The sequence below is a fragment of the Nitrospira sp. MA-1 genome (assembly GCA_032139905.1).
Classification (GTDB): Bacteria; Nitrospirota; Nitrospiria; order Nitrospirales; family UBA8639; genus Nitrospira_E.
In genome coordinates this window covers 1,012,543-1,032,211 of sequence record JAQJDB010000006.1, presented here as the reverse complement: position 1 = coordinate 1,032,211, position 19,669 = coordinate 1,012,543, and the positions used below count along the sequence as shown (strand labels likewise).

14 protein-coding genes are annotated in these 19,669 nt (G+C 48.4%); 9 read left to right on the top strand and 5 right to left on the bottom strand.

Annotation, left to right across the window (positions count from 1 at the left end):
• The first annotated feature begins 23 nt into the window (after positions 1–23).
• The 8 genes from rseP (at position 24) to argJ (ending at position 7,872) form a co-directional block, all read left to right on the top strand.
• Entirely contained in the window at positions 24–1,415 is a 1,392-nt protein-coding gene (rseP, locus tag PJI16_11850) for an RIP metalloprotease RseP (protein MDT3778250.1), read from the top strand.
• 87 nt (positions 1,416–1,502) lie between these two features.
• On the top strand, positions 1,503–3,224 hold the full coding sequence (locus tag PJI16_11845) for a proline--tRNA ligase (GenBank protein ID MDT3778249.1): 1,722 nt from the start codon (positions 1,503–1,505) through the stop codon (positions 3,222–3,224).
• A gap of 235 nt (positions 3,225–3,459) precedes the next feature.
• Positions 3,460–3,915, top strand: coding sequence for a bifunctional nuclease family protein (locus tag PJI16_11840; GenBank protein MDT3778248.1), 456 nt, complete (start codon positions 3,460–3,462; stop codon positions 3,913–3,915).
• Between the two features lie 55 nt (positions 3,916–3,970).
• A complete protein-coding gene (locus tag PJI16_11835; protein ID MDT3778247.1) occupies positions 3,971–4,441 on the top strand; it encodes a bifunctional nuclease family protein in 471 nt (156 codons plus the stop codon).
• 37 nt (positions 4,442–4,478) lie between these two features.
• Positions 4,479–4,907, top strand: coding sequence for a 50S ribosomal protein L13 (gene rplM, locus PJI16_11830; GenBank protein MDT3778246.1), 429 nt, complete (start codon positions 4,479–4,481; stop codon positions 4,905–4,907).
• 46 nt (positions 4,908–4,953) lie between these two features.
• Complete coding sequence (gene rpsI / locus PJI16_11825; GenBank protein MDT3778245.1) at positions 4,954–5,346, top strand: 30S ribosomal protein S9; 393 nt, start codon at positions 4,954–4,956, stop codon at positions 5,344–5,346.
• A gap of 197 nt (positions 5,347–5,543) precedes the next feature.
• Positions 5,544–6,620: an N-acetyl-gamma-glutamyl-phosphate reductase gene (gene argC / locus PJI16_11820; protein ID MDT3778244.1), complete on the top strand. Its 1,077-nt coding sequence runs from the start codon at positions 5,544–5,546 to the stop codon at positions 6,618–6,620.
• 43 nt (positions 6,621–6,663) lie between these two features.
• Complete coding sequence (argJ, locus tag PJI16_11815; GenBank protein MDT3778243.1) at positions 6,664–7,872, top strand: bifunctional glutamate N-acetyltransferase/amino-acid acetyltransferase ArgJ; 1,209 nt, start codon at positions 6,664–6,666, stop codon at positions 7,870–7,872.
• Positions 7,873–7,926: 54 nt separating this feature from the next.
• Here the strand turns inward: argJ and prsR are convergent, their stop codons facing one another.
• The 5 genes from prsR to PJI16_11790 all read right to left on the bottom strand — a co-directional run bounded on the left by prsR (position 7,927) and on the right by PJI16_11790 (position 15,986).
• Positions 7,927–9,312 carry a PEP-CTERM-box response regulator transcription factor gene (gene prsR, locus PJI16_11810; GenBank protein ID MDT3778242.1) on the bottom strand — a complete coding sequence of 462 codons (1,386 nt, stop codon included), beginning with the start codon at positions 9,310–9,312 and terminating at the stop codon, positions 7,927–7,929.
• Positions 9,309–11,498: an ATP-binding protein gene (locus PJI16_11805; GenBank protein ID MDT3778241.1), complete on the bottom strand. Its 2,190-nt coding sequence runs from the start codon at positions 11,496–11,498 to the stop codon at positions 9,309–9,311. The genes prsR and PJI16_11805 overlap by 4 nt, the downstream gene beginning before the upstream one ends.
• A 768-nt stretch (positions 11,499–12,266) precedes the next feature.
• Positions 12,267–13,667 (bottom strand): sigma-54 dependent transcriptional regulator, encoded by a 1,401-nt coding sequence (locus tag PJI16_11800; GenBank protein ID MDT3778240.1) that lies wholly within the window; start codon positions 13,665–13,667, stop codon positions 12,267–12,269.
• 10 nt (positions 13,668–13,677) lie between these two features.
• Entirely contained in the window at positions 13,678–14,394 is a 717-nt protein-coding gene (locus PJI16_11795) for a hypothetical protein (GenBank protein ID MDT3778239.1), read from the bottom strand.
• A 107-nt stretch (positions 14,395–14,501) separates the two neighbouring features.
• Positions 14,502–15,986: a HAMP domain-containing sensor histidine kinase gene (locus tag PJI16_11790; GenBank protein ID MDT3778238.1), complete on the bottom strand. Its 1,485-nt coding sequence runs from the start codon at positions 15,984–15,986 to the stop codon at positions 14,502–14,504.
• 1,111 nt (positions 15,987–17,097) lie between these two features.
• Here PJI16_11790 and PJI16_11785 point away from each other — a divergent pair.
• On the top strand, positions 17,098–19,482 hold the full coding sequence (locus PJI16_11785; GenBank protein ID MDT3778237.1) for an Ig-like domain-containing protein: 2,385 nt from the start codon (positions 17,098–17,100) through the stop codon (positions 19,480–19,482).
• Positions 19,483–19,669 lie beyond the last annotated feature (187 nt).

The window sequence follows — 19,669 nt, the reverse complement described above, 5'->3', positions numbered from 1 at the left end:
TATCAACCCACGATTACACATCCATGAATAACCTCCTGGCGTTTTCTCCTGATTCCATTTTCCTATTCGGGCAAAAATTATGGTGGTTCCTGGTCGTCCTGGGAGTCCTTGTGACTTTTCACGAATACGGACATTACCTGGCCGCTCGCTGGGTGGGAGTGAAGGTCCTCAAATTCTCCATCGGGTTTGGACCAAAACTGATTGGTCGCAAGATTGGAGATACAGAATATCTCCTGGCAGCCATTCCTCTTGGGGGATATGTCAAATTATATGGAGAAGAAGGGTCAGAGGCGGTTTCAGCTGCTGAACAACGTGAATCCTTTATTCACCAGTCACTTCCCCACAAAACGTTGATTGTGGCGGCTGGCCCCGGCTTCAACTTTATCCTCAGCTACCTGATCTTTACGGGAATGCTGGCCTTAGGGTCACCGCTGTTTGTTCCCAGCATCGACAACATCACCCCGGTCATTGAAGCCATCATCCCGGACTCTCCGGCTGAAACTGCCGGATTACACATCGGTGATCGCGTAATCCGTGCCAACGAAGAAGACATCTCGACCCTGGGTGAACTATACGAACAGGTGGGCAAGGCCCATGGGCGTCCCGTCACCTTGGATGTTATTCGTGGAAATAGCGTGAAAACGCTGATCATCACTCCAACCGTTCAAATGGTGCCTGATCGCCCGGACGAACCTCAATACACCTTAGGCATTGAGGATCATGCTCCACTAGTCGGAGGAGTCATGCCAGACACGCCTGCCATGGCTGCGGGTCTTCAACAGGATGACCGAATTATCCAAATTAATGACACACCGATTGCCACCTGGTCTCAGATGACCGAGATCGTACGCAATCACCCTGGAACCCCTCTCGAGGTACAGGTCGAACGCGGAGGACAGACGGTGTCACTTCGCATCACCCCTGAAGGCCAAACCAGCACCTCCCCGGATGGAGAAACAACGTCTATTGGCCGCATTGGCGTCAAACTAGCCGGCGCGGGTACGGTGCTCAAGAGTACGTCTCTCTTCCTCGCACCTTGGGATGGCCTCAAGGCGACATGGAAATGGTGTGAATTAACCGTTATGGGGCTCTATAAGCTCGTAACTGGAGAAATTTCATCGAAACACCTGGGCGGCCCGCTCATGATTGCCACCGTGTCCGGTGAGCAGGCCCAACAAGGCATGGCCAGCGTCGTGTGGCTTATTGCGATTTTGAGTATTAATTTGGGAATTTTAAATTTGTTACCCATTCCCATTCTTGATGGAGGCCATCTATTCTTTTTTGCCTGCGAAGGTATTTTAGGTCGACCTTTAGGGGATCGGTCGAGAGAAATGGCCCAACAAATTGGCCTGGTATTGTTGGTCTTCCTGATGGCCTATGCGACCTGGAATGACATTAGTCGACTTCTGCAATAATTCTATCCTGTTTAACGTCTACTGCCTTTCAAGCCCTATGAATCTGCCCTGCGGCTTTTTTCCTCAACCATATAACCAGGTGTCTTCATGCGTGTATCAGAATCCTTAATCCCAACGATGCGACAAGATCCGGGTGAAGCCGAGGTGGTCAGTCACCGACTCATGCTTCGCGCCGGAATGATCCGGAAAGTCGCAGCCGGTATTTATTCCTACCTTCCCCTTGGATTGCGGGTCATTCGGAAAATCGAGGCCATTGTTCGGGAAGAAATGAACCGGACAGGAGCTCAAGAACTTTTACTTCCGATTCTTTCTTCTGCCGAGCTGTGGAAGGAAACCGATCGCTGGGATTTCTACGGAAAGGAACTGTTCCGATTACAAGATCGTCACGATCGAGACTTTTGCCTGGGCCCCACTCACGAAGAAGTTGTCACTGATTTATTCCGTCGAGAGGTCAGTTCCTATCGTCAATTGCCCCTTACCCTTTATCAAATCCAAACAAAGTTTCGTGATGAAATTCGGCCACGGTTTGGCATTATGCGAGGGCGTGAATTCATCATGAAAGATGCGTATAGCTTTGATCAGGATGCGGAAGGAGCCAAACGTACCTATCAAGGCATGTACGACGCCTATTGCCGTATTTTTTCTCGCATGGGCCTCGAATTTCGTCCGGTGGAGGCCGATACCGGCTTGATCGGGGGCATCTCTTCTCACGAATTCATGGTCCTAGCCAATACCGGAGAGGAACTCATCGTTTTTGATCCGGATACACAATATGCTGCCAATGTCGAGCGAGCTGAGATTGCTCCACCCACCATCGGGAAGCGTGACGCCCCACTACCGTCAGAAAAGGTTTCCACACCCAATGCCAAATCAGTTGAAGAGGTATGTGCCCTACTTAACGTACCTCCTTCCCGTCTGGTGAAAACCCTCTTGTATCAGACTGGCACGGATGAGATAACCGCAGTCCTGATTCGAGGGGACCATCAAGCAAACGAAATCAAAATTCAACGACATCTTGGTATTCATGAATTATCCCTGGCGACTTCTGAAATGATCGCCCGCTTCACAACAGCCCCAATCGGCTTTGTCGGACCGATCGGTCTTCAGAACGTTCGAATTCTGGCTGACCATGCCGTGGCTGTCTTGAGCAACTTCATTGTCGGTGGGAACGAACCGGACGTCCACTTCATCCATGTCAACATTGATCGGGATTTTTCCATTGAGAGCATAGGAGATTTTCGCCAGGCCCAGGCAGGTGATCCTTCTCCGCGTGGGGGCAGTTCGCTGCAAACGGCAAGGGGAATCGAAGTAGGTCATATCTTTTTGCTAGGGACAAAATATAGTGAAAAAATGGGCGCAACCTACCTTGACGACCAGGGTCAGACGCTCCCCGCTATCATGGGATGCTATGGCATTGGTGTCAGCAGAGCAGCGGCAGCAGCCATTGAACAGAACCATGACGACAAAGGTATTTGTTGGCCCATGCCCATTGCCCCCTTCCATGTCCACATTCTTTCCGTCACGGCATCAGACAACGTACGTCAAGCCTCCAATCAGCTCTACCAGGACCTTTCCAAAAACGGGATAGAGGTGTTGCTTGACGACCGTGAGGAACGAGGTGGTGTTAAATTTAACGATGCGGATTTGCTAGGCATTCCGTTCCATATTATCCTTGGGGATAAGGGCCTGGCACAGAACACCATTGAAATCAAAGACCGTAAAACTGGCGAAAAGCATCACATTTCCCGTGAGGAAGCATGTGAGTGGATAACCGCTACAGTCAAAGCGAAACTCGAATTCCAGGCATAAACAGCAAGGAAGGCAGATCAAATGCAGGCTGGTTACCGATGTCCTTCTATGCATGATATAATTCTTTGAAACCCTCATCCTCTCTTCTGGGGATGACAAATGACGGGATATCAACCAAGAGCATGATGAGATTGGAAAGCCCTTATTTTCATTGACAAAAGATCTCATTGAATGCTACTTTTCTAGGTTTGATTTTCAAGTGAAAATCACTTTTTATCTATGACTGGCATATCGAATGTTGAATCAAATGAACGTCAGGGGTCTTTTATTTGACCCCTATAATAACGCCTATATTGTCATCCTGAGAGATGAACAAAACTCGGACATGCTCCCTATTTGGGTTGGGAAAGCCGAAGCCAGCGCGATTAGCTTTGCCTTGGAGCGGATAGCTCCTCCAAGGCCAATGACCCATGATCTCATGAAAACGGTGCTTGATAATATGGATGCCAAGGTTATCAGTACGGTTATCACGGATCTGAAAGACAATACATATTTCGCTAAAATCCATCTCCTCTTTGGAGACTCGGAATTTACGGTTGACTCTCGGCCAAGTGACGCAATTGCCGTGGCTCTTCGTACGGATGCCCCCATTTTCGCATCAGGAGAAGTGCTCCATAAACAAAACTCGGAAGAATTGGAACGATGGCTGGAAAACCTCAAGCCTGAGGATTTTGGCAAATCAGATGTTTAGCTGATGTTCATGAGGCCATCTGAAATAGTAACGATTAATAGTGAGTGTGCGGGTGATGACTGAAATAAACACATTAATTCCGTTAAAGGTCCATGGGGTCCTGGTCGATCCGAATACCGATACACAGATTGTGGTCTTACGGGATGAAAAAAACTCAGAGGTTCTTCCCATATGGGTCGGTACCGCCGAAGGGACATCGATCCGGTTGGCGTTGGAGAACGTCATCCCACCACGCCCCATGAGCCATGACCTTATTTGCAGCTTTGCCTCGCACCTTGGCTTTACCCTAAATAAAGTGGTGATCACAGAAGTCAAAAATAACACCTATTTTTCCACGCTATTTTTATCCAAAGATGATTTGGAAAAATCGATCGACTCAAGGCCGAGTGATGCGATTGCCTTGGCTCTTCGATGTCAATGTCCAATCTACGTCACCCCTGAAGTCCTGGAACGTCGCGGCGGAGAAGATTTGGATACCTGGCTTTCCAAACTCGATCAAAAAGGATTAGAGCAGACTGATATCTAGGCATACAATCAAGTAGAGGAAAGGAAATACAACACTCATGCGATCCTATCAAGCTAAACCGCTAGAAGTTGAACGACAATGGTTTTTAGTCGATGCTAAAGGAAAAACCGTTGGCCGCTTGGCCGCGAAGGTTGCCTCTATCCTTCGTGGAAAGCATAAGCCAACGTTTACTCCGAATGTCGATACAGGGGATCATGTCGTCATCATAAATTCCAGTGAAATTCAATTCACCCGCGATAAATTTCGTTCAAAGATCTATTATCACCACACCGGGTATCCTGGAGGCATCAAAGCCATTACTGCCGAGCATCTTCATGCAAAGAAACCGACTGAAGTGCTCTCTAAAGCCATTCGTGGGATGCTTCCAAAATGTACGTTAGGAAAGCAAATGGCTAGAAAACTCAAAATTTATCCTGGTGCCGAGCATCTGCATCGAGCGCAAAGTCCAACGCCTCTAAACCTCTAAAATCATCAGTTACCGTTCCAACGTAAAAAAGGAGATCTATTCTCACATGGTCGATACAGTTCAATACGCAACCGGAAAAAAGAAAAACGCGATTGCCCGAGCATGGGTAGAACCAGGACAAGGCGACATTCTGATCAACGCACGATCAGTAGATTCGTATTTCCCACGATTGACACATCAAATCCAAATTCAAACACCATTCGAGGTCACCAAAACCGGTGGACAATTTAATGTCAAAGCCACGTTGACGGGTGGAGGCGTTTCAGGTCAGGCAGGAGCTCTTCGCCATGCGATTGCAAAGGCCTTAGCTTTATATAATCCTTCCTTACGGGATCCCTTGAAAAAAAATGGATTGCTCACCAGAGATAGCAGGGTGAAAGAGCGAAAAAAATACGGGCAAAAAGGTGCCAGGGCCAGGTTCCAATACTCCAAACGATAATTGGCCAGCTCACCGTTCACCTAGGACCATGGGGGAGGCCATCCAGCCTCCCCCTTTTTTAATCCGTCATCTTCTGATGCCTTTGCCCACCTCAAACCTCAATTTACCTTTCCACAAACAGGCATTTGGCACAGAGTTAAATGATTTCCTAATAGGTATTGTCCTTTTCTCCCAAAACCAATTTCTTTGAAATGACCATGAATAAAAAAATTCGCGTCGCAGTGATCGGAGCCAGTGGCTATACGGGAGGTGAATTACTTCGATTACTCACCCTGCACCCACAGGTCACACTGAACCGCGTGGTGGCGTCTGAAAAATCTGAAGGCATCGCTGTCGCTTCGCTGCTTCCTCATCTTACGAAGATTTTTGACTGTTCATTGTCATCGTTGAATACCGAAGCGATCGCCAAGGAAGTCGATGTGGTGTTTCTCGCTCTTCCCCACACACAATCCCTGCAACCAGTAGCCGATTTTCTGTCACAAGGGAAACATGTTATTGACTTGAGTGCCGATTATCGTCTTCAAGACCCGACGGTCTATGAACAATGGTATCAGACCCCCCATACTTTTCCTGACTTGCTCAAAAATGCGGTATATGGGCTCCCAGAACTCAATCGCGCGGCTATCGCTAAGACCCATCTTGTCGCAGTCGCCGGGTGTTATCCCACCGTCGCCATTTTGCAACTCGCGCCATTTGTAGCCCAAAACCTCATTGAGCAAAATTCCATTATTATTGACGCAAAGTCTGGAATTTCAGGAGCGGGTCGCACACCTGCACTCGGGACCCATTTCCCTGAATCCCATGAAGCCATTCATGCCTATAAAATCGGCAAACACCGCCATGTGCCTGAAATCGAACAGGGGTTAGCACGACTGACTCCTGCTCCATCCTCCAAAACAACTTCCTCCAGTCCATCCATAATTTTCACGCCTCACCTCATACCCATTAATCGAGGCATTCTGAGCACGGCCTATGCCAAATTGAAACCTGGCATTGATCAGTCCCATTTGGATGCCGCCTATAAAAGTCGGTATCAAGACGAATATTTCATTCGACTCTTTCCCAGTTCCGAGGGAGTCAATCCGAAAAATTTGCGAGGGTCGAATTTTTGTGACCTTAGTTGCACCTATGATCCTCGAACGGGGTATCTGGTCAGCACAGGTTCTCTGGATAATCTCGTAAAAGGCGCAGCCGGACAAGCGATTCAATGTATGAATCTTATGTTAGGCTTTCCCGAAACACTCGGATTGACCGCGCCAGGCCTCTTTCCCTAAACCATTTTTCACCGATTGCTCCTGACGAGAAGAGGATGTCTCCATGTCTAAACGCGTAAAAGGTGGGATCACTGCCCCCCAAGGTTTCGTAGCAGCAGGCATGCACTCAGGCATTAAAAAGACCAAGCAGCTTGATCTGACCATGATCATGTCAGAGAAGCCTGGACCCATCGCCGGGGTGTTCACCTCTAACAGGCTCCCTGCCGCTCCGGTGATTCTCGACCGGCTCTATCTCAAGAGGGGCATGGGTCAAGCGTTCATCATTAATAGTGGCAATGCCAACGCATTTACCGGACAGGAAGGATTGGCACATGCAAGAGAAATGGGTCAGAGAGTTGCCGACCAACTCATAATTCCCCTCCACCACGTGTTTATCGGATCCACTGGTGTCATTGGGGTTCCTCTACCCATATCCGCCATACGTAGCGGCATTCCGATTCTGATTTCACGTCTACGCAAGGCTGGTCACCGTGAAGCTGCCAAAGCCATCATGACGACAGACACCTGTCCTAAGGAAATCGCGATTCAGGACCGTATTGGTGGAAAAACAGTAACCATTGGCGGGATTGCCAAAGGTTCAGGAATGATCCACCCTGACATGGCCACCATGTTGGCCTATATCACGACAGATGCGGCCATTGACCAAAAAACTCTACAAGCAACCTTTCGCGCCGTCACCAAACAAACATTCAACTGCATTTCTGTTGACGGAGAAACCAGCACCAATGACACGGCATTATGTCTGGCTAACGGGAAAGCCGGAAATTTAACCATCAAAACCGGAACGACGGCACATGGTAAATTTGAAGCACTCTTATTTCAAGTCTGCCACCATCTGGCCATGGAAATTGTTCGGGATGGCGAAGGCGCCACCAAAATCATAGAATTTCAGATTACCCAGGCTTCCAGTGACCGGGCCGCGAAACAATTTGCCAATACTCTAGCCACCTCCCCTTTAGTCAAAACCGCTATTTTTGGCACGGATCCCAACTGGGGGAGAATTGTGGCCGCATTGGGACGGGCAGATGCCCCTGTTAAAGCGGAGAAACTCCTTATCGAATTCAATAAGATTCCCATTGTCCAAAATGGGAAAGGGCTGGGTCCTCAGGTCGAACGACGAATTAAACAGGAAATGAAGAAGCCCTTCCTGACGATTTCCATTTCACTCGGAATGGGAAAGGGCTCCTCCAAGATTTGGACCACGGATTTGACCTACGATTACGTGAAAATCAACGCATCCTATCGATCGTAAATTCCATCCAGCATTCAATCTGAAAATTGAGAATAGCCCATTACCGAGGGAGGATTATTTTTTTATGTGGTGACGGGATATTAAATCATGCAGGGTCGGACGACTCACAGCAAGAATAGTCGCAGCCTTCGTAATATTTCCACCGGTCTTGGCCAGAGTTTGCTCAATCACCCGTTTTTCTACCGTGTCTCTGGCTACCTTCAAGGTGAGTCCAACCTGACTCTCATCGGGTTCAGGTAAATCCAAATCTTCCGGGGCAATTCTTGGATTGTCGGTTAGTGTCACGGCCCGACGAATCCGATTTTCTAATTCTCGAATGTTGCCAGGCCAATGATACTGTTCTAGCGACAATAAGGCTTCCCTCGTAAATCCTGAAATCTTCTTTTTGGCCTCTTCTGAATAACGCTGAAGCAACGATTTGCCCAACATCACGATATCGCCACCCCGCTCGCGTAAGGGAGGCGCCGTAATTGTCACGGTATTCAATCGATAATACAAATCTTCCCGGAAACGGCCATCTTTCATCGCCAGTTGAAGATCCATATTGGTGGCCGCTAAAACTCTCGTGTCAACTGGAATTTCTACGCGTCCGCCTACCCGCTCGATGCTTCGTTCTTGTAAGACCCGAAGCAGTTTGACCTGTAATGCAGGAGAAATCTCACCAATCTCATCGAGAAAAAGCGTCCCGCCCTGAGACGACTCAATTCGACCTGGACGCTGGAGATGAGCCCCGGTAAACGCACCTTTCTCATGCCCAAACAACTCACTTTCTAGCAACGTTTCGGGAATAGCCCCACAATTAATCGCGATAAACGGGCCATCCTTTCTGTGGCTTTGCTGATGAATCGCCCGAGCCACTAACTCCTTCCCGGTGCCACTTTCCCCAACAATAAGAATAGAAATATCCGACCCGGCCACTCGCCGGATAGTATCGAACACTTTAACCATAACCGGGCTGCTTCCAATAATTTCTGGAAATCCTCGTTTCGCCTCACGGTCCAGAAGCTTTTGATTTTCTTTTTCCAGGCCAGCCAAATACCCGGCCCGCTGAAGAACGACTTTTAACACCTCCAAATCTACCGGCTTTTCCAAGAAATCATATGCGCCCAATTGAATCGCCTTGAGCGCATTGGCGCGATCTTGATTTCCCGTGATGACGACCACCTTCACCAAAGGGTTTACCGCCAGCAATTGTTCTAAGGCAGCCAATCCTTCGGTCACCCCGCCGGTATCAGGTGGCAAACCTAAATCCAAGGTTACCAGTGAGATCTTTTCCCGCTGAAGAATATCGACAGCCGCCACACGTTGATCTGCCTCATAGATCATATAAGAGGACTTCAATCCCCACTTCATCTGTTCAAGAATCTCTGGGTGGTCATCAACCAAAAGCAGGGAAGGAAGACGTGAAGATTCGGCAAGAGGATCAGACTTCATGGTCATTCGTTTCTTCCTGAGTCAGACTTTACCCCGGCATTAGAAACACCAAACACCACACTACTTGCGTTATCGGCACTTTGTACCGGAAATGTAACAATTACTGTCGTACCTCGCCCTTCCTGGCTCTCAATGTGAATCACGCCATGATGGTCCTCGATAATTCGCTTACATTGAAACAGCCCCACACCCAATCCATTTTTTTTGGAACTTTTAAATGGCTGGAAAATTTTTTCAAGCTGGGCCGCAGGGATCCCACCCCCCGAATCGACCAGTTCAACGATCACCTGCTCACCATCATAGGCGGTAGAAATATCAAGCGTACCATTCCGGTCGGTCGCCTGACGCGCATTAAGGATCAAATTTAAGAAAACCTGTTTGATTGCCTCCTTTTTGAGCTGAAGGACGGGAACCTCTAGCCCTGGTGTAAAATTCGTTTGGCATCCAGGGTCATTTACGGCAGCCAGTGTATCCTGAATTAACAGATTCACATCCACTGATTCCGTAACGGTTCCTTCACCCAGATTTGGTTCCTTCGCCTGACGAGACAATTCCCCCATTAAATCAATAATTCGCTGAGACGTATTTTTAACGGTCTGCATTGCAGATGTCTGAAATTCAACATTACTCCCGTATTGAGCAGCATTCTGAGCCACAAGAGATAAACTCGAGGCCAAGTTTTTTAAATCATGTAAATAAAATGCAGAGAACCGATGCACCGCTTCCCATTTGGCGGATGAACTGCGCTCTTCAAGCAACTCAAATTGAATGAGCAGCATTGTCACATGGTGCGCAATGGCTCTCAGTAAATAAAAATCGTCCTGATCATAGCATTCATATGCCGATTCCTGACTAAGCGTACAAAACCCGAGCAGTCTGCCCTGTCCAGTCACCAAAGGCACACACACATGGGCGTGAGTGACATCAAGAAATTCTCTCGAATCCTCGGCCGCCGGCTGACCCGCCTGTACAAACAAGGGTTCTTGCTGTGCTTTCAACTGTTGAATAAGAGGGTGAGTTTCAGGAATGGGAATCGGTTCTGAAATATTCGGTGACCAACCATTCTCCGTCAACTTTCTTCGACGCCGTTCCGTTCGTATTTGATGATAGCGGCCGTCAACATCAAAATATTTCCAAATTGTGACTCGAGAGGTTCCAAATGTTCGACTGAGACACTCAAGGTACCGATTCAAAATTTGTTGGACATCCGGACAAGCCGCAAACATCTCGGTAACCTCTATCCATTTTTCTCGATAATCATATTTATTTTTTAAAAAATGACGAGAAATGAATTGCTGAAACTCGACACGAATACGCCTGGAAAGCACGGCAATCACCAACCCCATAACGGCAAGAAAACTAAGGATCACACCCAGTGATTCCTTGACCTCCCAACCGGTTTTTTGCACCAGTGCGATCACCATAGCCACAAGAACGAAATACCCGCTGACACACACCACGGCCAGTGAGGCGTATACTGCATGGTGACTGATTTGAATTTTCTGGATCACCTGGGGTCCTGGCCATCGCCTTAACCCCAGTGCCATGACAACCAGAGAAATGAACGATGCGATTTCCCCCGCCCACACATCTTCCTGTTTCCACACCGAAGCCACGGCCACATGAAAAGCCTGTGCGATGGATATACAAGCCAGACCTCCCAATCCAATTAACACGTATTTCAATCGATATTGCAGGGGATCTGGAAAAGATTTGAGCATACGTTCCAACTGAAATATTGCCACACACGAGGCCAATACAATAAACCCCCAGACCATCAAACCCTCTGGTCTTTTGAAAACAACTTCCCTTTCTGAATTGACCTGCATGAATCCATCTGGAATACCTATGATCAACATTGCTAAGAGAGCAGCCCCACCGGCGATGACCTTCCACCACCCTTTGCCCAGTGCCAAGGAATTAAGAGAAAATTCCTGTAATAATGAATACCCGACATAGCCGATCATAACCGGCAGAATTATCTCACCAATGAGAATTAATTTCCTGGAAATAATGAGATGGGCTGGCAACGCCTCTTGAATGACATTCAGCCCATGGATCCAAACCATAACCACCATCAGGAAGAGTAAAGGAAAAAAATGAGCACCATCCTTTCTCCTCCAAAATATGATCGTCGCCAAAAACAGGGAGACTCCTGCCGTGAGAATAGATGGAAAAACCCACACACTCATACCGACCCACATTACCTATTGAGAGTTAAACAGAGACAAGTTCATTTCTCGGTGCTACCAAAGGACACAGCCTTTCTATTTTTCTGATTGATGAGGACATGCTACGTAGCACATGCCTCAATCACTCTGGCGCACCTGGGTTTATGGAATAAACACCCGACTACCTACGCTGGTCATCGAGTCCTTTGCGTATCAAGACAAAATTATCTCTTCCGGCCAGGCTCATGAGGATTCAGTCATTAAGCGACTAAAGCTTGGTTTAATAGATAAAGTATTTTCGCCCAATAGGTTTCGATGACACCTTTTTCATGGAGAGAAAGTTCAAGATAGAGAACCACTCTAGCCTGCATCACAGGACTTTAGTCAGAATACAACTGTAGTATTTTTTCGGAAGATGAGGAGGGGGACTGTAGGGTTCGGCTTCTCAAATCGACCTCGCCTCTCGCCTGACAACGAAAGCTAGGGTTCGATTCTGATGAATAGGAGTATTTTTAGATTCTCCATCTACAGGACAGAGCCGTCCCGTTTCAGCCAATAAATTGAGTCATGCAGAAAGGGGGACATGCGGCTATTCGACAGGAACGCCTTATCCGAATTGCTGGAATGAAACATACCAGGTATATATAGGCCTTTTCAGGCGATTTCTGCCGAAAATCTGGAAGTATAAATCAGCGTGAGACTACTTAACTGCCGTTTTTAAAGTGAAGCGAACCTGGCGCCTTCCCGACCCCATGGCGAAACATAAGCTTCTGGACAGCTGTACCAAAATTACTGAAGTCCTGGTTGGCCGTTTGAAGGAGGCGCGTCATCCTGTCTATCGGAAGGATGCAGGCCATATTTTTTAAGCAGTTTATAAAAATCCGCCCGATAGCGACCGGCAATTTGTGCTGCCTTGGAGATATTCCCTTGTGTGGCCTTGAGCAGATCCTGGAGGTACTCCTTCTCAAACGCTTCCTTCGCATCAGTTAATGGTTGAAGACTCCCTGGCTTGCTTTGTTCGTGGGGAGAAAGGGCGAGAAATTCTGCTGTAATAATATCCTGAGGGGACATGACAACCGCGCGCTCAATCATATTTTCGAGTTCTCGAACATTTCCAGGCCACGGATAGGTAATTAAGGCCTGCATAGCTTCCGGTGAAAATCCTTTGACGACTTTCCCATGATGCTCAATACTCCGCTTAAGAAAAAACTGGGCGAGAGAAGGAATATCCTCCCGACGTTGACGAAGCGGGGGAATCCACAAGGGAACGACGTGAATTCGATAATACAGATCTTCCCGAAATCGTCCCTCCCGCACAGCTAATTCCAGATCCTTATTGGTTGCAGCCAGAATCCTCACATCCACCTTTGTAGGCACCTGACCGCCGACAGGCAACACTTCCCGATTTTGAATAGTTCGCAGGAGTTTCCCTTGCAATGACAGCGGCATTTCACCTATTTCATCTAAAAATAATGTCCCTTTATCGGCACTTTGGATTAAACCCCGCTTGTTTTGATGGGCTCCGGTAAAGGAACCCTTCATGTGTCCGAACAACTCGCTTTCGAACAAAGTTTCTGGGATTGCCGCACAATTGACGGCCATAAACGGCTTTGAAGCTCGGGGGCTATTACAATGAAGCACGCGTGCAATCACTTCCTTTCCGGTCCCTGTTTCCCCGGAAATACAAACGGTGGTATCGGTCTTCGCCACTTGAGCCACCTGCTTCAACACCGTATGCATTTCTGCACTCCGTGCCACGACATTTTCGAGCCCATACAATTCGTTCACCAGCAGTTGTAGCCGATGAATCTCCTGACTCATTCGTTTGGTAGTGAGGGCTTTATCAATACTCTCCAGCAACTCTTTGTCATCAAACGGTTTGGTCAAATACCCATACGCACCCTTTTTCATCGCTTCCACTGCATTGGGAATACAGCCATGAGCCGTCAAGATCAGGATTGGAAGATTGGTTTGATGCTGGTGCAATTCTTCCATGAGATCCAAGCCATCAGCATCCGGCAATCGAAGATCCAGAATGGCAAAATCATAGGGATCCTCCTGTACGCGGCTCAACGCATCTCCCCCCGACCCACACGCAGTCACCACAAACCCCATGGAATGCAGGCGCATTTTCAGGAGGGTCAGTAAACTTGGATCGTCATCAACAACAAGAATTCGTTCATCAGCCATCACAGTTCCTTTATTTTTTTCCATCACCTTCATATGGTATTTCTTTCTCCTCGGCTCTTTCGAGTTTGGGGGTTGGGGCCATTTTTTCAGACGGGCGGGTCGGCGGGGCCTTCTCGCGTATTTCCTGATCGATACGGCGTAAAGCCTCTAATTGATTCGTCAATTCTTGAACTTTTCTCTCACTGGCCTTAAGTTCCAGCTGTACATCCTGCCGGAGCGTCTGCTCCTTTTTCAATTGCTCTGTTTGTTTGGAAAGATTCGAGAGAGCCTGATTCAACTCTTCGACAGCCTTTTCCCGATTCGTCAGTTCTTGCTTAAGTGCATCAACAGAGTCTGTTTCTAATTGACGACTTAATTCATGAACCAGTAATTCTTTATTCACAATTTCACGAACTAATCGCTTTGTAAGACCCTCTGGTAAAGTCCCTCCTCCCGGAGCATTTAATACATCCAATAACCATAACCAGAATCGACTTTCACTCGCCAAGGCGCTATTGGGATTTGAGACCACCACTTTTCGAAAATGAAGCGCAGCCAATTCCCTATTTTCATATAACGCAGCGACTCCAAGAAGGAAATGAACCGCCCGACATTCAGCTTCATTTTTACATGAACCCAGCTTCTTTTCCTGATCATCCGCAATTGCCCGAAAAAATGGAACATCTTCGGGGTCAGGAGTTAACACCGAGGGCCCAGTGGAATAGCCGGGTGAAACAGATTGAGCCATAGCCAAACTCTTCCAGCCGGTAAAATTCCACTCTCCCCATTCAAGAGAAATTAGAATTATCAGAGACCCAAAAAACACCCAGATCAACGACTCAAACTGTTTGCGTATCAAGAGACAGTCCCCGTATGTTTTCGCTTCGGAATGGTAAAATGCAACGCCGTCCCGGTTCCAAGAATGCTCTCCGCCCAAATTTTTCCACCATGGGCTTCCACCACACGCTTCGCCAAAGCCAGCCCAATCCCACTCCCCACATACACACGACCTTCTTGGGTTTTCCCCTGGTAAAATCGTTCAAAGATATGAGGCAAATCGGCTTCGGGAATTCCTGGTCCCGTATCAGACACGGTAAATTGCAACCCTTCTCCTGAACTTTCTGGCCTCGATCGAATCAACACCGTCGTTCCTTCAGGACTAAATTTAATGGCATTGGATAAAAGATTTTCCAGCACCTGTTCCATCCTCGGTCCATCCAGATCATAGAACCTCACCTTGTTCTGAAACAAATCGAGGGTCAGATGAATATTTTTGCGTTCCGCAAGAAATTTCACCTTTTCTGTCGATCGAACGGCCAAACGATTCAAGTCGGTGGGACTAAAATTATAGGAAACCATGTCGGCTTCCATCCGGGATAAATCTAAAAGATTCCCGATCAAGTGATTGAGTCGTTGGCTGCTTTCAGAAATAATGGTGAGCGTTTCTCGTTGGTCCTTGGTCAACGTTCCAGGAATGCCATCGAGCAGAAGCTGTGAGCCCTCACGAATAGATGTTAACGGCGTCCTCAACTCATGGGATATATTTGCCAGGAATTCCGACTTCATCTCATCTAACTTTTGTAGTTTTTCGCCCATCCAATTTACCTGGCCGACCAGTTCGCGTAACTCCTGGGGAACAGACAAGGAGATTGTGCCTCCAAATTGACCTTGTCCAATTCGGCGGATTTGCGCTTTGACTCGTCGAAGGGGGCGAAGAATACTATAGCTGGCGATTCCGGCCAAGCCAAGACCTAGAACCAACGCCATCACGAGAAGCTGTTTTGTAATTTCCTGGGCCTGTACCGAGCGAAGATGAGAATCCTTGAGAATCGCGCCAACACTGGCTTCCTGAGAAGTAATATAGGCTGTGATGGATTGGGTTATGGCAGTAATCAACGTATCCCGGTTTTGTTCATATCTGGCGATAGCCTGAGGAGAACGGTCGGCTTGTTCAACGCCAACGCTCAAAAATAAGGTATGAAATTCTTCATGCAGTTCTTTGGTTTCCGCAAGCAATTCAAGCGTACTGCCAGGATTTTCCTGATCCTCAAGGGCTTTCAAGGTTTTGCGAAAATTTTCAGCTTCCTGAAGGAAATCCTTCAGAAGGGCCGTATCCCGAAGCACCAAGTATTGCTTATCACTTTTTAATTGCGCATACAGACTGGTAATGAGTCGTTTTGCCGTTTCCACTGCCGGAAAATGGTGCGTTGCTAACTCAGCGCCTAATTCCGTTAATGCACGAAACTGATGGAGGATATATAAATTCACCCCAACCACTAACGCAAGGATTGTCAGGTATCCCAGGGTTAATCGCCAAAATATGGACAAGCGTGGCAACATTGTTCAAACACCAAAATTCTTTAGCATCGTTTTAAAAAAAATCCCGTTGTCTCTGGCTCGAGGCAAAGAATTTCCCCAAACAATCCGTTTTTCTTCATCCTAAAAATTTAAAGATCTTCTTCCTCAGAATCACCAAATAACTTTCACATAAATATTAGTTACGTAGCAATGCTGAATTGTACTTCCTACATTACATTGAGTAACCCTACAGCAGAATTCCATTTCTTGATAGAATTTCCGTAAACCCACCAAATATTTTTTTCTTTATTAACAAGCTAATATTAAGCCTAGGCCGTCAATGGTCTCCATATTGCATATGCCTCCGTAGCGGTCATAATTAATTCGAAAGATCTTTAAATTCTATCAAAGCCCACGTTTTAAATTTCTCCTTATTATCTGATGAAAAGTCTGCCTTTGGCATTTTTATTATCGTGCTTAAAACAATATTTACTCATTTTGCGTTTTTTCTTCGTGTCCCCCCCAAATTTATCCATCTTCATGATTTTTCAACAACCTCCCCCTGAACTGGAAACATCTTCCAATTTTTCTTAGGTAGTACTTGGAAGTTTAGGTTCTATTGCTGGATTAAATATTCTGATTGGATTTCTTCTGCCGGGAAACATCCAAGCAGACAGGAAGCCTTGATTTCTTCTCTCAGATTGAAATTCCACTAGAGAGGCGAATTTGACAATAGACACGCACAGAGAAAAACCGTTCAAGAAAACTGGAAATGAAATAGGAAAAAACTACCAAAAGCAGGAGATGAATAATGAAATTACAAAGTACTTTCCTTTTATTTAAGGAAACTTTCCCAACCAATGATCCTAAGATCGCTTCGTCTCAACCTGGGAAGATCGCACAAAGGTTTTGCAAAAACCTCATGCAGTTTTTTGCACAATTAATCATGGCCCTAGCCTCTCACGCACCTCCTAAAATATTTTCGTTTTCCATTCTCCTGATAGCAATAATAACTGTTATACCTTCTACTTCTGTTTTTTCAGCTGATGTTTCGGTCACATGGAATAAAAATACCGAATCGGATTTAGCAGGATATAAAATTTACAAACGGACGCTACCATCCCAAGATTTTGGACAACCACTATTTTCAGGAATGCCCACTAATCCATCCTCACCTTCAACAACCGTATCCGGACTTAGTGCTGGCACAACCTATGGATTTATAGCGACAGCATTTGACACCGCCGGAAATGAAAGTGCCCCTTCAACAGAAAGGCAAATTTCTGTACCGACAGGCACGTCGCCTCCAGCCCCCTCAACACTCAATATTTCGAACCTGACCGTGTCCAGTGGGAAAACCTATGTGGTGCCCCCCTCCGGACTGCAAATCGGGGGTACCGTCTATATCGACCGCACCTATACCTTTACGACCGTTCCCACTCTCGTGCAGGGAGCCAGATACATCCAAACGGCCAATAATGACAAAGCGGCGACCAATTCGACCTTCCTCAGCTTTACAGTCAATCAACCCGTCTCCGTATATGTCGCCCATGGCGATCGTATTACCTCGAAACCCTCCTGGTTGAGCACCTTTACCGATACCGGCGCAAATCTGGTGACCTCGGATGCGACCTTTAGCCTGTTTGTGCGGTCCTTCCCGGCCGGCACGATTACCCTCGGGGGCAATGCCAGCGGTGGAGGATTCAGCATGTATTCCGTCATCGTCAAACCCCAGAGTGGCACACCAGGGGACACCACCTCCCCGACCGTCACGCTGACGGCTCCCAGCGCCGGTACGGTTTCCGGCACGGTGACAGTCAGCGCCAGCGCCAGTGATAATGTCGGCGTCGCGGGCGTCCAATTCCGGCTTCAGGGCGCCAACCTCGGCCCTGAAGATACGACCAATCCCTACAACACCAGCTGGAACACCACCACCGTCCCGAATGGCTCGTACACCCTCACGGCGATCGCCCGCGATGCGGCGGGCAATACGAAAACCGCTACAGCCCGCACGGTCACCGTGAGCAATACCAGCACACCACCAGCCGACACCACTGCACCGACGGTCACGCTGACGGCCCCCAGCGCCGGTACCGTCTCCGGCACGGTGACGGTCACCGCCAGCGCCAGCGATAATGTCGGCGTCGCGGGCGTCCAATTCCGGCTTCAGGGCGCCAACCTCGGCCCTGAAGATACGACCAATCCCTATAGCACCAGCTGGAATACCACCACGATGCCCAATGGCTCCTACACCCTCACGGGGATCGCCCGCGATGCCGCCGGCAATACCACCACCTCCGCATCCCGCACGGTCACGGTGAGCAATGCTAGTCCGCCGCCAGCACCGCCACCCTCATCACCACTCAACATTTCGAATCTGGCCGTGTCCAGTGGGAAAGCCTATGTTCTGCCCACCTCCGGCCTCCAAGCCGGCGCCACCGTGTATATCGACCGTGCCTATACCTTTGCGACCGTCCCCACTCTCGTACAGGGGGCCACGTATATCCGGACCGCAAATGATGACAAAGCCGCGACCAATACGGCCTTTCTCAGCTTTACGGTTAATCAACCCGTCTCCGTATATGTCGCCCATGGCGATCGCATTACCTCGAAACCCTCCTGGTTGAGCACCTTTACCGATACCGGCACAAACCTGGTGACCTCGGATGCGACCTTCAGCCTGTTTGTGCGGTCCTTCCCCGCCGGCACCATTACCCTCGGGGGCAATGCCAGCGGGGGTTGTTGCAGCATGTATTCCGTCAGCATCAAACCAGAGGGCGGGAACGCCCCCCCCGCAGGTGACACCACTCCCCCGACCGTCACGCTGACAGCTCCCAGCGCCGGTACGGTTTCTGGCACGGTAACGGTCAGCGCCAGTGCCAGTGATAATGTCGGCGTGACCGGCGTCCAATTCCGGCTCCAGGGCGCCAACCTCGGTCCTGAAGATATGACCAATCCCTACAACACCAGCTGGAACACCACCACCGTCCCGAATGGCTCGTACACCCTCACGGCGATCGCCCGCGATGCGGCGGGCAATACGAAAACCGCTACAGCCCGCACGGTCACCGTGAGCAATACCAGTGCGCCACCACCACCACCCTTATCACCACTCAACATTTCGAATCTGTCCGTGTCCAGTGGGAAAGCCTATGTCCTGCCCACCTCCGGCCTCCAAGCCGGCGCCACCGTGTATATCGACCGTTCCTATACCTTTGCGACCGTCCCCACTCTCGTCCAGGGAGGTGCTTATATCAGAACCGCCAATGATGACAAAGCGGCGACCAATTCGACTTTCCTCAGCTTTACGGTCAATCAACCCGTCTCCGTATATGTCGCCCATGGCGATCGTATTACCTCGAAACCCTCCTGGTTGAGCACCTTTACCGACACCGGCACAAACCTGGTGACCTCGGATGCGACCTTCAGCCTGTTTGTGAAGTCCTTCCCGGCCGGCACGATTACCCTCGGGGGAAATGTCAGCAATAACAATGCGGGAAATGATTTGAGCATGTATTCCGTCATCGTCAAACAGTAGGGCGGGATTATCCCATGAACCATCAATGGCGAAACTATAAGAGACTATCCGGAGAAAGATAAGTGATACCTATATTATTTCGACTAGATATAACAGATCCAAGAAGGAGGTGGTGGAAAGCTTTGAGTGCTCAGCACCATCCCTTACAGACAACTCTTCAGATGAGGAGCAGTTGGTCGAAGCCTGA